At 70.2% G+C, this 13,856-nt stretch carries 10 protein-coding genes and 1 pseudogene; 8 read left to right on the top strand and 3 right to left on the bottom strand.

Annotated features, from left to right (window positions below):
- The first annotated feature begins 115 nt into the window (after positions 1-115).
- Positions 116-2,533, top strand: a complete 2,418-nt coding sequence (locus OG798_RS06915) for a glycosyl hydrolase family 95 catalytic domain-containing protein (RefSeq protein ID WP_328756619.1) — start codon at positions 116-118, stop codon at positions 2,531-2,533.
- Complete coding sequence (locus OG798_RS06910) at positions 2,530-3,780, top strand: SGNH/GDSL hydrolase family protein (protein WP_328756618.1); 1,251 nt, start codon at positions 2,530-2,532, stop codon at positions 3,778-3,780. The genes OG798_RS06915 and OG798_RS06910 overlap by 4 nt, the downstream gene beginning before the upstream one ends.
- A gap of 21 nt (positions 3,781-3,801) precedes the next feature.
- Here the strand turns inward: OG798_RS06910 and OG798_RS06905 are convergent, their stop codons facing one another.
- Positions 3,802-5,610 carry a coagulation factor 5/8 type domain-containing protein gene (locus OG798_RS06905; protein WP_328756617.1) on the bottom strand — a complete coding sequence of 603 codons (1,809 nt, stop codon included), beginning with the start codon at positions 5,608-5,610 and terminating at the stop codon, positions 3,802-3,804.
- Between the two features lie 301 nt (positions 5,611-5,911).
- Between OG798_RS06905 and OG798_RS06900 the strand changes: the two are divergent.
- From OG798_RS06900 to OG798_RS06885, 4 genes and pseudogenes are all read left to right on the top strand, one after another.
- Positions 5,912-6,316, top strand: a pseudogene (locus OG798_RS06900) (LacI family transcriptional regulator); the annotation flags it as partial.
- Between the two features lie 113 nt (positions 6,317-6,429).
- Positions 6,430-7,302 carry a universal stress protein gene (locus OG798_RS06895; protein ID WP_328756616.1) on the top strand — a complete coding sequence of 291 codons (873 nt, stop codon included), beginning with the start codon at positions 6,430-6,432 and terminating at the stop codon, positions 7,300-7,302.
- Between the two features lie 232 nt (positions 7,303-7,534).
- Positions 7,535-8,530, top strand: coding sequence for a LacI family DNA-binding transcriptional regulator (locus tag OG798_RS06890; RefSeq protein ID WP_095856597.1), 996 nt, complete (start codon positions 7,535-7,537; stop codon positions 8,528-8,530).
- Positions 8,531-8,707: 177 nt separating this feature from the next.
- Positions 8,708-10,591, top strand: coding sequence for a discoidin domain-containing protein (locus OG798_RS06885; RefSeq protein ID WP_267060669.1), 1,884 nt, complete (start codon positions 8,708-8,710; stop codon positions 10,589-10,591).
- 92 nt (positions 10,592-10,683) lie between these two features.
- Here OG798_RS06885 and OG798_RS06880 read toward each other — a convergent pair whose 3' ends face one another.
- A complete protein-coding gene (locus tag OG798_RS06880; protein WP_095856599.1) occupies positions 10,684-11,037 on the bottom strand; it encodes a hypothetical protein in 354 nt (117 codons plus the stop codon).
- 107 nt (positions 11,038-11,144) lie between these two features.
- Between OG798_RS06880 and OG798_RS06875 the strand changes: the two genes are divergently transcribed.
- Positions 11,145-11,813, top strand: a complete 669-nt coding sequence (locus tag OG798_RS06875) for an NUDIX domain-containing protein (protein WP_097226835.1) — start codon at positions 11,145-11,147, stop codon at positions 11,811-11,813.
- Here OG798_RS06875 and OG798_RS06870 read toward each other — a convergent pair.
- Entirely contained in the window at positions 11,797-12,750 is a 954-nt protein-coding gene (locus tag OG798_RS06870; RefSeq protein ID WP_328756614.1) for an alpha/beta hydrolase, read from the bottom strand. The genes OG798_RS06875 and OG798_RS06870 overlap by 17 nt on opposite strands.
- Positions 12,751-12,974: 224 nt before the next feature.
- Here OG798_RS06870 and OG798_RS06865 point away from each other — a divergent pair, with 224 nt between their 5' ends.
- Positions 12,975-13,844: a helix-turn-helix domain-containing protein gene (locus tag OG798_RS06865; protein ID WP_121417438.1), complete on the top strand. Its 870-nt coding sequence runs from the start codon at positions 12,975-12,977 to the stop codon at positions 13,842-13,844.
- The last annotated feature ends 12 nt before the right edge of the window (positions 13,845-13,856 follow it).

Here is a 13,856-nt window from a genome sequence, read left to right as displayed (position 1 = left end):
CCGCTTCCCGCGGGGCCCGGTGACACGACCCGGGCCCCGCGGGGACCCGTAGCACGCCGACGGTCCGCAGCCGTCGTTCCCGCATGAGCAGCTCCCGGATATGGAGTGCAACACCGTGGACGTTCAGCACACCGCAGCACGCGACAACACCCCCAGCCGCAGAGGCTTCCTCGCCCTCGCCGCCGCAGCCGGCGCGGCCACCGCACTGGGTGGTCTGCCCGCCTTCACCGCCTCGGCGGCCCCCCTGCGCCCCACCGCGTCGCCCATGCTGTCCGCGGCCGACGCCGCGAAGAACCAGCTGTGGTGGGGGGCTCCCGGCTCGGCCAAGTCGATGATCGAGCAGGGGCTGCCGGTCGGGAACGGGCGCCTCGGGGTGCTCGCGAGCAACGACCCCGCCGACGAACTCCTGATGATCACCGACGCCACCCTGTGGACCGGAGGTCTCAACGACAAGCTGCAGAGCGACGGTCAGTTCCCGTACGGCCGGGACGACTTCGGCTCCCTGACGATGCTGGCCCAACTCACCGTCGCCCTCCCCGACCACGACCTGGGCAACGTCAACAACTACCGGCGCACCCTCGACCTGGCCCAGGGCCTGATCACCACCTCGTACGACATCTCCGGCGTCACCTACCGGCGGCAGATCTTCGCCAGCCGTCCCGACGACGCCGTCGTCCTGTACTTCTCCCAGCAGGGCGGCGGCTCCTACACCGGTACCGTCTCCCTCGCGGGCACCCACGGCGAGTCCACCACCGCCAACGGCGCGGGCCGTTACACGTCGTTCGGTGCCTCCTTGGCCAACGGCCTGAAGTACGGCGCCGCCGTCACCGCGTACAGCGGCACGGGCAGGGTCCGCGTCGACGGTACGTCGATCGCGTTCAGCGGCTGCAAGGACCTCACCGTCGTCGTCAGCGGTGGAACCAACTACGTGCCCGACGCGGCGACGAAGTACCGCGACCCGTCCCTGGCACCGGAGCGCCTCGCCAGGACCAAGGTCCTGAGCGCGGCCGGCCACTCGGCGAGCACCCTGCTGCACACACATGTCGCCGACTTCCGGGCCGTGTTCGGACAGCTGGACATCGACCTCGGCACGTCCTCCGCCGCGCAGCGCGAACTGGACACCTTGGAGCGGCTGCGGGCGCGCCATCGGGACGACATCCCCGACCCGGAACTCGAGGCCGCCTACCTGCAGTTCGGCCGCTACCTCATGATCTCCGGATCCCGGGGCAGCCTGCCGATGGGCCTCCAGGGCCCCTGGCTGGACGGCAACGACCCGGACTGGATGGCCGACTACCACACCGACGTCAACCTCCAGATGAACTACTGGATGGCCGACCGGGCGGGCCTGTCCGACTGCTTCGACGCCTTCGCCGACTACTGCCTCGTACAGCTGCCCGACTGGACGGAGGTCACCCAGCGGCTGTTCAACGACTCCACCAACCGGTACCGCAACTCCAGCGGAAAGATCGCCGGCTGGACCGTGGCGATCTCCACCAACCCCTATGGCGGGGGCGGCTGGTGGTGGCACCCGGCAGGCAACGCCTGGATCTGCCAGAGCCTGTTCGAGCACTACGAGTACACGCAGGACCGCGCCTACCTCAAAAAGATCTACCCCCTCCTCAAGGGCGCCGTGCAGTTCTGGGAGGCCCGCCTCATCACCACGACCGTCACCGACGCGTCGGGGGCCGAGCGCGAGGTGCTCATCGCCGACAGCGACTGGTCGCCCGAGCAGGGTCCGCTCGACGCCAAGGGCATCACGTACGCCCAGGAACTGGTGTGGAACCTCTTCGGCAACTACCGCACCGCGACCGAGGAGCTCGCCAGGGACGCCGCCTACCGCAAGACCGTCGACGGTCTGCGGGCGCGCCTCTACCTGCCCGTGGTCAGCCCCAAGACCGGCTGGCTCGAGGAGTGGATGTCGCCCGACAACCTCGGCGAGACCACCCATCGGCACCTCTCCCCGCTCATCGGCCTCTTCCCCGGCGACCGGATCCGTCCGGACGGATCCACGCCGAAGGACATCCTCGACGGCGCGACCGCCCTGCTCACCGCGCGCGGCATGAACAGCTTCGGCTGGGCCAACGCCTGGCGCAGCCTGTGCTGGGCGCGGCTGAAGAACGCCGAGAAGGCCTACCAGCTGGTCGTCAACAACCTCAAGCCGTCGGTCAACGGCAGCAACGGCAGCGCGATGAACCTCTTCGACATCTACGAGGTGGAGACGGGCCGGGGCATCTTCCAGATCGAGGCGAACTTCGGCACCCCCGCGGCGATCGTCGAGATGCTGGTCTACTCACGGCCCGGACACATCGAGCTGCTGCCCGCGCTGCCCGCCGCCTGGGCGGCATCCGGCTCGGTGTCCGGCGTGGGCGTCCGCGGCGGCTTCGTCGCCGACCTCAGCTGGAAGAACGGCAAGGTGACCCGGGCCACCCTGAAGAGCGTCGGCGGCCGCGAGACGACCGTCGTCGCGGGCGGCGCCTCGCGCAAGGTCAGCCTCAAGCCCGGTGAGTCCGTCACCCTGAGGGGCCTCGGGTGAGCGGCGCCCGGTTCCGACGCCGCGCCGTGGGCATCGTGTCGGCGCTGCTCCTCGCGGTCTGCGGACCCCTGACCGCCTCGGCGGCGGCGCAGCCGGGAGCCTCGTCGGGCACGCCGGTGACGCCCGCCGCCGAGGCGCGGGCGAAGCACCCCGTGGTCACCTGGGGCGCCAGCGCCGACCGGCAGGGGGCGGGACCCGCCGACCGCAGCTACCGACTGATCGTGCGCACCAGCGTCGGCGGCACGAACATGCGGATCCGGCTGTCCAACGCCTTCGGCGAGCACCCGGTGACCTTCGCGAGCGCGTACGCCGGGCTGCGGAGACAAGGTGCGGAGCTGGTCCACGGCTCCAACCGGCGGCTGTCCTTCGGCGGGGCCGCGTCCGTCACCGTCCCGGCCGGCGAGACCGTGCTCAGCGATCCGCTGCCCGGAACACTGGCCGCCCAGAGCGACCTGGTCATCAGCCTGTACGTGACCGGCGCCCAGGGACCGACGACCGGCCACGGCATGGCCATGCAGACCAACTATGCGACCGCGGGCGACCACGCGGCCGAAGAAGGCGCGGCCAACTGGACCGATCCCATGGGCTCTTGGTACTGGCTGGACGCCGTCGACGTGGAGACGTCCGCCGCGGTCGGCTCGGTGGTGACCCTCGGCGACTCCATCACCGACGGATGGGCCTCGACCACCGACCAGAACCGCCGCTGGCCCGACTATCTGTCCCGGCGGCTCCAGGCCGCGTCCGGGCTCACCGTGAAGGGAGTGGCGAACGAGGGGATCTCGGGCAACAAGGTGCTCGCGGACGGCGCCGGGCAGGCCGCCCTGAACAGACTCCAGCGTGACGTCCTCTCGCAGCCCGGGGTCCGCACGGTCTTCCTCTTCGAAGGCATCAACGACATCAAGGCCCACTCCGGTGTCACGGTGGACGACATGATCGCCGGCTATCGGCAGATCATCGACCGGGCGCACGCGGCGGGCAAATGTGTCGTCGGCGCGACCGTCATGCCGTTCAAGGGCTGGTCCGAGTACGACGCCGCCTCCGAGGCCGTGCGTCAGGGCGTCAACGACTGGATCAGAAACAGCGGCGCGCTCGACGCCGTGACGGATTTCGACAGGATCACGCGCAATCCCTACGACCCGCAGCTGATCCTTCCGTTCTTCGACGGCGGCGATCACCTGCACCCCAACGACAAGGGGATGCAGGCGATGGCCGACGCCGTGGACCTCGGGAGCCTGACGTCCTGCTGACGTGAGCTCCGCGCGGGGCGGTCAGGGGTACGAGACCACGGTGGACGGCACCGTCGAGGTGCCCGACGTGGGTGCGCCGGTCTCGTTGACGACGTGCTCGTACTGACCCTGGCCGCCCAGCGAGACGACCAGCAGGTCGTGGAACTTCACGCCCGGTGTGTTCGGCGCGGCGAAGCCGTTGTGCTGGACGATCGCCGGGTCGACGTTGTAGTAGCAGTAGCTGCCCAGGCCCCATCCCTCGTGCGTGGTCACGGAGTCGGCGACCTTGTAGGCCGCGTACCCCTTGACGCTTCCGTTCTGGATGGCGGCCTGGTTCGGCGCGTCGTACGCCTTCTCGTTCTGGAAGAAGATCGTCCGTCCGCGCTGGCCGTACCACTGGACGTCGTACTTGTTGAAGTGCTCGACGAACAGGCCGGTGGCCAGGACGTCGTCGCCGTTGACGCGGATGCCGTAGTCGGCCCGGTTGGTCTCCCAGCCGACCCCGGTGCCGTGGTCGGCGCGCCAGACCCAGGTGTGGTCGATGATCGTGTCGCGGCTGTTGATCACCATGCTGGTGGTGGCCTTGCCGGCGCCCGCGCCGCCGATCCGGATGAAGACGTCCTGGACGGTGGTCGGGTTGGCGGAGTGGCTCGCGGAAGCCCCCGTGGGGCCCACCTCAAGCAGCGTCGACGAGTTCACGGGACCGGCGTCGATGAGGAATCCCGCGAGCCGCACCCCGTCGACGTCGGCCGTCCTGAGCGCGGTGACGCCGTTGTCCGGGATCAGGGTGGCGTAACCGAGGCCGAGGACCACGGTGCCCGCGCGGTTGACCTGGATCGGCTGGTCGAGGTGGTAGATCCCCGGGGTCAGCAGCAGATGGAGGCCCTGGGTGAGCGCGGCGTTCAGGGTGGCGGCGGTGACGCCCGGCTTGGCCACGTAGAACTGGGTGAGCGGCAGGGACGTGCCGCGCGGGGTGCCGCTGCCCCAGGTGGTGCCCCGGGCGTTGGTGCGCCGCTCCGGAAGGAACACGCGGTACTCGCTGCCGTTGAGGTACAGGAACGGCTTCTCCCGGGACACCGGTGTGGTGTCGAGGGTGGTGTAGGGCGGGTTCGGGAAGGACTGCGCGGGTGCGCCCTGGACACCGGAGAAGACCATGTTCCAGACGGCGTTGGCCCAGCCGCCCACCGAACTGTCGCGGGTGTACCACTGCTGCTGCGAGTACGGTCCGACCGAGCCGTCGATGCGGCTGTCGGCGATGTAGCCGCCGCTGGCCCAGCCGTAGCCCGTGGGGGCGAGGTTGAGACCGCCCCTGACGTGCATCCGCCGGAAAGGTGCGGCCTGGGCGACCGCCCACCGGTTGGTCCCGCTGACCGGGGTGAGGGCGAGATTCTCCGCCGAACGCCAGAAGTTCTGGGTGGCGTTGCCGTTGAACCAGCCCGCGTCGACGGTCACATCGCCGTTGATCGCCGTGTCGTCCGGGGACAGCCCGAGGCCCGCGATCGAGGTGTAGAAGCCGAGTTGGGCGTTGAGCCCGTTGTAGGTGCCCGGCTTGAACAGCAGCGCGTAGCGGCCTGTGCCGAACTGGGCCGACTCCTGCTGTCGGAACACCTCGTCCAGCTTGGCCTGGATGCCGGAGGTCGAGGGGTCGAACACGATGACGTTCGGGCCGAGATCGCCGCCGCCGGGCAGGGCTCGCGGCTGCGCGACGGGCGCGGCGGACGCGGCGGACGCCGGCGAGGACAGGCCGAGCAGCGCGGGCGCGGCCGCGGTGGCGGCCATCGCTCCGAGGACGGACCGTCTGGCGGGCAGGGACCGGACGGAGTCCGGGGAATCCGTGGGGAGGTGAGGCATGGGGGCGACTCTCCTGGTTCAGAAAGTGAACGGTTGGAGGTGCTGGGAGCGCTCTCTTGCGGATGCATGCTTCATCCGCGTGAACACAGCGTCAAGAGTTGTCGCACGAGTGCCGTTGATTGTTTCCCGATGAGACGTCAACACGCAGTCATTTTGCGGTAGTTCGGTGACGTCTGGGCTCCGTAGAGGTCGCCGGACCGTGGATGATTGTCTTCAAGAGGTGCGCTCACAAGGGTCGGGGCGTTCCTGGTGTCGTGGTGCGAGAGAGCGCTCCATACCCTCGTGGCGCCGGGCCGGATAGGCCGCTGAAATGAGCAGACACGCCCCCAACCGGGCCGCCAGATCACTGGTGACCCGACGGACCGAGACGGGCGCGCTCGTCGTGTCCGGCGTGTCCCGCGAGGAGCGGAACGCCTTCACGGCACGGGTACCGTCGGACCTGTTCTTCGGCCGGGTCGTCACCGGCGTGGTGGACTGCCTGCGTCCCCGGTCGACGCATCCGCTGCTGATGTTCGCCGACTCCGCGCAGACGCGGCAGCAGGCGCTGAACGAACTGCGGCAGGACCTAGTCGTCTCCACCCACGCCGACGACCCGCTGCCGGCGCTGTTCGCCGACGCCGGTCTGCCCGCGGTGTTCTTCGCCCGGCCGTCGCGCCCGGTGCCGCTCGGCTATGTCGACCTGGCCCACCGGGACGGCGCCCGCATAGGCGGTACACCCGGGCCCTGCGCGACCCGGCGGTCGCGGTGACCGACACTGGACCGGTCAGCAGGATCGAGGGACCGGCGGCGTGGGCGAGCCGGCTACGGAGAGGCAGGCGCATGACCGACAGGATCACCGTGGGCGTGGACGGATCCCCTGAGAGCCGGGCCGCGCTGGCCTGGGCGGGCAGGGAAGCCGTCCGCCGCGGGCTGCCCCTGCGCGCGGTGTACGCCTGGCAGTGGTCCCACCACGAACTGCTCGGCGGCGCGAACCGGGACGAGCAGGCGCGCTGGGCACGGGACATGGTCGAGGACGCGGCCCGCACCGTCACCGACCGGCACCCGGACCTGCCGGTGACGACCGAGGTACTGGACGGCGGCGCCGTCGACTCGCTGCTGGCCGAGGCCGCGGAGGCCGGGACGCTGGTCCTCGGATCCCGCGGACACGGCACGATCGTCGGCTTCCTGCTCGGTTCCGTCGGCCAGCAGGTGATCGCCGAGGCCCCGTGCCCGGTCGTCCTGGTGCGGGCCGGTGACCGCGCCTCGTCCGAAGTGGGCGGCCGGGAGATCGTCGTGGGCCAGCAGGGCGGCCCGGAGGACAGCGCGGCCGGCCTTCGGTTCGCCTTCGAGACCGCGGCGGCGCGTGGTGCCGGGGTGCGTGCCGTACGGGCGTGGAGCCTGCCGCCGGTGTTCGCCTACAGCCCCGGCTCGCTGAAGCTGCTGGACGAGGCCGGGGGCCTGGAGCCGTACGAGAAGAAGGCGCTCGCCGAGGCGCTCCAGCCGTGGCGGGAGCGCTTCCCCGACGTGCCCGTGACACAGCACGTCGAGATGGGCAGCGCCGGGCAGGTCCTGCTGTCGCTGGCCGACCGGGCCCAGCTGATGGTCGTCGGCCGCCGCGCACACCACTCGGCGGTAGGGGCACGGATCGGTTCGGTGACCCACGCGGTGATGCACCACGCGTCCTGCCCGGTAGCGGTGGTTCCGCACTCCTGAGCCGGGGGTACGGGTCGACCCCGCGCCGGCACGGGCGGGGCCTTCAGGATCGTTCAAGTCCCGAAGGCAAAGCCGGGGCCGAGGTTCGGCCCCGGCAATCTCGACGTGAAGTATTGACGGCACCATGACAGTCCGGTTGACTCCCCGCCCAGCGCCGGAACCGGTTCCGGTACCGCTTCCGGTTCCGCCCCTGGCGCGTGAAGTCGCGATCCCCCTGTGCCGGGAGGCAGTTGTGGCCGTGACCATCGTCGATGTGGCCCAGGCGGCCGGCGTGAGCAAGACGACCGTGTCGCGGGTACTGAACACCCGTGGCGAGGTCGACGCGTCGACTGCCGCCCGCGTCCGCGAGGTCATCGACCGCATGGGCTATGTACCCAGTTCGGGTGCTGTCGGGCTGGCCCGCGGCAGCAGCCGGACCGTGGGCATGCTGGTGCCCTCACTGACCTGGCCGTGGATGGGCGAGGTGCTGCAGGGCGTCGTCGACACGGTGGAGGCCGCCGACTTCGGGCTGCTGCTGTTCACCTGCAACCGGGGCGCCGAATCCGTCGCCCGCTTCACCAGCCAGGTGTCGGCACGCGCCTTCGACGGGCTGCTCGTGGTGGAGCCGGAGAACACCCTGGAGATGTTGACGGCGCTGCACCGCGACGGTCTGCCCGTCGTCCTCGTCGACGACCGGGGACACCACCCGGAGTTCCCGTCCGTCACGGCCGCCAACACCGAGGGCGGAGCGGCGGCCGCACATCACCTGCTGGCAGGGGGCCGGCGCAGGCCGCTGGTCCTCACCGGGCCCGCGCGGTTCGGTTGTGTACGCGACCGGCTCGCAGGGTTCCGAGCCACCTGTGCCGAGCACGGCGTGGGGCTCGAACTCGTCGTCGAGGGCGACTTCACCGAGGCCGACGGGCGAGCGACGGTGCGTCGACTGCTCGCCGAGGGATGGGAGTTCGACGCGGTCTTCGCGCACAACGATCTCGCGGCGGTGGGCGCTCTGGGCGCCCTGCGGGACGCCGGGATCCGGGTGCCCGAGGACATCGCGGTGATCGGCTTCGACGACATCCCGGTGGCCCGCCACACCGAGCCCTCACTGAGCACCGTCCGCCAACCCATGCGGGAGATGGGGGAGACGGCCGCCCGCCTGCTCCTGGCCCGCCTCGCCGGCCAGGAGTCGCCGACCACCCCCGTCGTCCTGCCCACGCACATGATCGCGCGCCGGTCGACGCCGGCGCTTTAGACCCTGCGCTCGGGAGGCTCCGGAGCCTGTCTTCTGGAGTCTTCAGAGTCTGCCTTCGGGATCGGATCGCTTCAGGAAGCGGTGCTCCATCGGCGCCGGAGCAGTTCGACGTCACCGCGTGACCAACCCGCACATCAGCACGGAACCGGCACCCCCAACCTCCCTCAGGAGAGCCGCATGCCATCCCGTACCCACCGCACGCTGATGATCGCCCTCGCCACCCTGTCACTGCTCTCGCCGGCGCCGGCCTTCGCCGTCCCGGCGCCCCAGCGCGTCGCCGCGGCCGCCGACGCCACCTGGGACACCGACCGGGCCGCGGCCGCCTACACCGCGAACCCCGGCGCCGTGACCGCCTCGGGCAGCGAGAACCCCGGCACTACGTCGGGCCTCGCCTTCGACGGCGACGCCTCGACCCGCTGGTCGAGCCAGTTCGCGGACGACGCCTGGATCCGTATCGACCTGGGTGCCACCCTGCGCATCGACCGGGTCGTCCTGGACTGGGAGGCCGCCTACGGCAAGCGATACGTCCTGGAGACGTCCAGGAACGGCACCGACTGGACGCCGTTCTTCACCGAGACCAGCGGCTCCGGAGGTTCGGTCACCGCCCACACCTATCCGCAGGAGGTCACCGGCCGCTACGTACGGCTGCGCGGCGTCGAACGGGCCACCGCGTACGGCTACTCGTTGTACGCGTTCAAGGTCTACGGCGGCGAACCGGCCCAGGCCTCGACCACCCGCACCAACCTCGCGCTGAGCCACCCGGCCTACTCCAACCTCTACCAGCACGCGGGCAATTCACCCGCCTTCGTGACCGACGGAGGCTGGCCGGCCGACCTCAAGGCGGACTCGACCCGCTGGTCCAGTGACTGGAACGCCGACCGGTGGATCTCGGTCGACCTGGGCGCTACCTCGACCATCAACACCGTCGACCTGTACTGGGAGGCGGCCTACGCGGTCGACTACCAACTCCAGGTCTCCGACGACAACAGAACCTGGCGTACCGTCTACCAGCCGTCGGCCGCCGAGGTCGCCGCCCGCCGCGCCGACGTGAAATCCCCCGCGGACGCGGTGGGCCGCCACGACTCCGTCACCCTCCCGCAGCCCGCGACCGGCCGCTATGTGCGGATGCTCGGCAAGGAACGCCGGTCCTTCTACAACCCCGCGCCCGCGACCGCCCAGTTCGGCTACTCCCTCTACGAGTTCCAGGTCTGGGGCACGGGAGGCAGCGCCGCGGCCGCGTATCCCGCACTGCCCGGAGAACAGTCGGGCACGTACCGGACGACGTTCTTCGACGACTTCACGGGCACGAGTCTCGACCGCTCCAAGTGGCGCGTGGTCGGAACCGGACAGGAGATGGGCCCGGTCAACGGGGAGTCGCAGGCGTATGTCGACTCCACCGACAACATCAGCACCGAGAACGGGAGCCTTCTCCTGAAGGCCAAGTACTGCAAGGGCTGCACCCAGGCCGGGGGCGGGACCTACGACTTCACCTCCGGGCGGATCGACACCCACACCAAGTTCGACTTCGCCTACGGCCGGGTCAGCGCCCGGATGAAGCTGCCGGTCGGCGACGGCTTCTGGCCCGCGTTCTGGCTGCTGGGCAGCAACGTCGACGACCCGTCCGTCTCGTGGCCGGCTTCCGGGGAGACGGACATCATGGAGAACATCGGCTACGGGGACTGGACCAGCACGGCCCTGCACGGCCCCGGCTACTCGGCGGACGGCAACATCGGTGCCCGCCAGACCTACCCCGCGGGGGGCCGTGCCGACCAGTGGCACACGTACGCCGTGGAGTGGACACCGACAGGCATGCGCTTCTACGTCGACGACGCCCTGGTCCAGGAGACGACGCGCAACAAGCTGGAATCGACCCGCGGCCAATGGGTCTTCGACCACAGCCAGTACGTCATCCTCAACCTCGCCCTGGGGGGCGCCTACCCCGCGGGATGGAACAAGGTCACCACTCCGTACTGGGGGCTGCCGCAGTCGAGTGTCGACCAGATCGCGGCCGGGGGAGCGCGGGCCGAGGTCGACTGGGTGCGCGTGGAGCAGAAGGGTTGACCGGCGCCCGGGCGTAGCGCACCGAGGAACGCCCGGGCCCGGAAACCCTCGCGCCGGCCTCACTCCCGGGATCGGGACAGCCCTGACAGGTCCTAGGTGTTGTCGGCCCTCGACATGCGCAGGGCGAGGTCCTGGAGCAGGTCGGCCGTCGTGACGTCGGTGCGCCCGGAGTCGTGGAGGTCGGCGAGTTCGGAGAAGAGGAACGCGAAGGCACCCACGAGCGAGATGGTGGCGGGGAGGTAGGCGTCCGCGACGGCCTGCCCGGCCTCCGCGGGACCGGCGTCCCCCGGCACCTCCACCCTGGGGAACACCTCCGTGACGAGCGCGCCCAGTTGGGTCTCGGCCGAGTCGACCTCGGCGTTCTCGTCCTGGGCGATCCTGCGCACCATCGCGTTGGTCTCGGTGAGCACGCCGATGGCGCGCAGGATGATCTCCGTCTGTTCCATGCCGTGAGCCTAGACGGGCGAAGCCCCGCTGTGGCCTCGATGTTCGGGCCGGGATGGTAGACAGTGGTCATGAACCACTTCTCCCGCCCGCGCCCGGCCCGCACACGATGACCGCGGGAATCGACACCCCGGACCGCCGGGGCCGTACCGGACTCGACCGCGTCGGCCGCGATCTGACCGGCAACCCCCGGGTCAAGGTCCGCGAAGTCACGCTCCTGTCCAGCTACTGGTACGTGGAGCGCACCACCACCTTCGACTTCCAGCACGCGGACGGCACCTGGAGCACCCAGGAACGCGAGACGCACGACCGCGGCAACGGAGCCACCCTCCTGCTGTACGACGCCGAGCGCGAGACCGTGCTGCTGACCAGGCAGTTCCGCTACCCCGTGTACACCAACGGCCATCCCGACGGCATGCTGGTCGAGACCCCGGGCGGCCTGCTCGACGAGGACGACGAACATCCCGAAGTCGCCGTACGGCGCGAGGTCATCGAGGAGACCGGGCACACCGTCGGCGAGGTACAGCACGTCTTCGACGTCTACATGAGCCCGGGCTCGGTCACCGAGCGGGTCAGCTTCTACGCCGCCACCTACGGCCCGTCCACCCGCACCCACGATGGCGGCGGCCTCGACGAGGAGGGCGAGGACATCGAGATCGTCGAACTGCCCTTCCGTACCGCACTGGCCATGATCCGCTCCGGGGAGATCGCCGACGCGAAGACGATCATGCTGTTGCAGTGGGCGGCTCTGGAAGGACCGTTCAAGACCTTGCGTTGAAGTGCGACCTGCCCGGCGGCGACCCAACCAGGTGCTCGCCGAAGAATGCGGTGAGCTTGGCGACGGCGGGGGTGACGTACTCGTCCTTGTCGTACAGGTCGATGTGGGTGGCGCCGTCGATGACGAACAGTTCCTTGGGCTCGGCCGCCTTCTCGACCGCTTCCCGGCTGAAGTAGCCGCTCTCCGCCTCCGAACCGGCGATCATCAGCAGGGGACGGGGCGAGACGAGCCGGATCATCGCGTACGAGTCGTACGGGGCGATCAGGTCGATGCTGCGCAGTATCCATCCCTGGTTCGCACGGGGGTGGTGACCGCGCGGGGTGCAGTAGAACTCGAACGTCTCCCGGAACTGCCTGCCCGCGGTCTCCAGCAGTTCCTCGGCGTCGTCGGGAATCCATGCTTCCAGCCGCGGGGCCGCGCCGCGCGCTTCCGCGGTGCGCAGGGCACCGGCCTGGTCGAGCAGGGCCTGCAGGATCGCCGGGTCCTGTGTGCGGCCCAGCCCCTCACGGAACACCGACCCGAGGTCCACGGCGCTGACCGTGGCGACGCTCTTGATGCGGTGGTCGGTCTGCGCGGCGTAGGGGACGTAACCGCCGGACGCGCAGATACCCAGAGCCCCGATACGGTCCGGGTCGATGTCGTCACGAGTGGTCAGGTAGGTCACGGCGGACTTGATGTCCTCGGCCCGCTGGAAGGGGTTCTCCAGACCTCGCGGCTCACCCTCGCTCTCGCCCTGGTAGGCGGCGTCGAAGACGAGCGCGGCGAACCCGGCACCGGCCAGACGCTCGGCATAGACACTCGGGCTCTGCTCCTTCACGCCGCCTCCCGGATGGGAGATGACAACGGCCGGCAACCGTCCGTCGATGTGGGCGTCGGGGGTGAAGAGGATCCCGGCGAGGGCGAGATCGCCGCTGGGGAAGGTGACGCTGGTCTTCATGGTGTCCTGGGTCTCCTGGTGCAGGTGAGGAAGTGTCGTGACTGCGGACAGGACGGATTCGTCAGGGAAGGCCTGCCGCGTCGGGCGGCCGTTCACCGGTCACATCACCGACACTCGCACGCGGTGCGTGGGCGGGTAAGGGGCGTTCTGTGTCCCCGGACAGCGCTGTCCTGGGACAGACCAGGCCCCCTGTCACGGGCCGGGCGCGCTGCAAGACTGGTTCTATGAGCAGCAGCAACGCGGACCACGGCGAACTGGGCGCCTTCCTCAAGGCTCGGCGCATGGAGCTGAGCCCGGCTCAGGTCGGGCTGCCCGATGCGGCCGGCGGCAGGCGCAGGGTCAAGGGTCTGCGCCGGGAGGAAGTGGCCTTGCTGGCGTCGATCAGCCCCGACTACTACACGCGCCTGGAGCAGGGCCGCCGCCAGGCTTCCGAACCGGTGCTGGACACTCTTGCGCGTGTGCTCCGGCTCGACGACGGCGAGCGTGCCTACATGTTCGAACTGTCAGGTCGGGACGCTGCCCGGCCCCGTCGGCGCACCACGCAGAAGGTCCAGCCGGAGCTGCGGCGGCTGCTGGACGACCTGTCCACCACGCCGGCCGTCGTCCTGGGCCGGCGCACGGACATCCTCGCCTGGAACCCCATGGCCGCCGCCCTGTTCACCGACTTCGCGCGGATCCCGGAAGACAAGCGCAACTTCGTACGGCTGGTCTTCTGCGAACCGGCCATCAGAGCGCTGTACCCGGACTGGGACTGGGTGGCACAGATCAGCCTGGCGCAGCTGCGCATGGAGGCCGCCCGGGACCCGAAGGATCCACGGCTGGCGGAACTGGTGGGCGAGCTGTCACTTCAGGACCCCGACTTCCGACGGTGGTGGGGTGCCCATCGCGTCGCCGTCCAGGGCACGGGCACGAAGGTCCTGAACCATCCGATCGCCGGGCAGCTCACCCTCGACTGGTCCTTCCTCACCTGCACCGCCGACCCCGACCAGCAGCTCATCACCCTGACCGCCGAGCCCGGCACACCCAGCCACGACCGTCTGCGCATCCTCGCCTCATGGGCCGCACAAGCCGCCGGACAGGCCCCAGACACGTGACACTCACCTGCT

This window comes from Streptomyces sp. NBC_00271, from assembly GCF_036178845.1.
Taxonomy (GTDB): domain Bacteria; phylum Actinomycetota; class Actinomycetes; order Streptomycetales; family Streptomycetaceae; genus Streptomyces.
The sequence above is the reverse complement of the archived record's forward strand: the minus strand, read 5'-3'. Positions and strand labels throughout refer to the sequence as shown.

What these genes read in the sequence shown, in the direction of transcription:
- OG798_RS06895 (WP_328756616.1), top strand. Translation starts at nt 6,430, where the DNA reads ATGACCGACAGGATCACCGTGGGCGTGGACGGATCCCCTGAGAGCCGG.
- OG798_RS06880 (WP_095856599.1), bottom strand. Translation starts at nt 11,037, where the DNA reads ATGGAACAGACGGAGATCATCCTGCGCGCCATCGGCGTGCTCACCGAG.
- OG798_RS06885 (WP_267060669.1), top strand. Translation starts at nt 8,708, where the DNA reads ATGCCATCCCGTACCCACCGCACGCTGATGATCGCCCTCGCCACCCTG.
- OG798_RS06870 (WP_328756614.1), bottom strand. Translation starts at nt 12,750, where the DNA reads ATGAAGACCAGCGTCACCTTCCCCAGCGGCGATCTCGCCCTCGCCGGG.
- OG798_RS06905 (WP_328756617.1), bottom strand. Translation starts at nt 5,610, where the DNA reads ATGCCTCACCTCCCCACGGATTCCCCGGACTCCGTCCGGTCCCTGCCC.
- OG798_RS06865 (WP_121417438.1), top strand. Translation starts at nt 12,975, where the DNA reads ATGAGCAGCAGCAACGCGGACCACGGCGAACTGGGCGCCTTCCTCAAG.
- OG798_RS06875 (WP_097226835.1), top strand. Translation starts at nt 11,145, where the DNA reads ATGACCGCGGGAATCGACACCCCGGACCGCCGGGGCCGTACCGGACTC.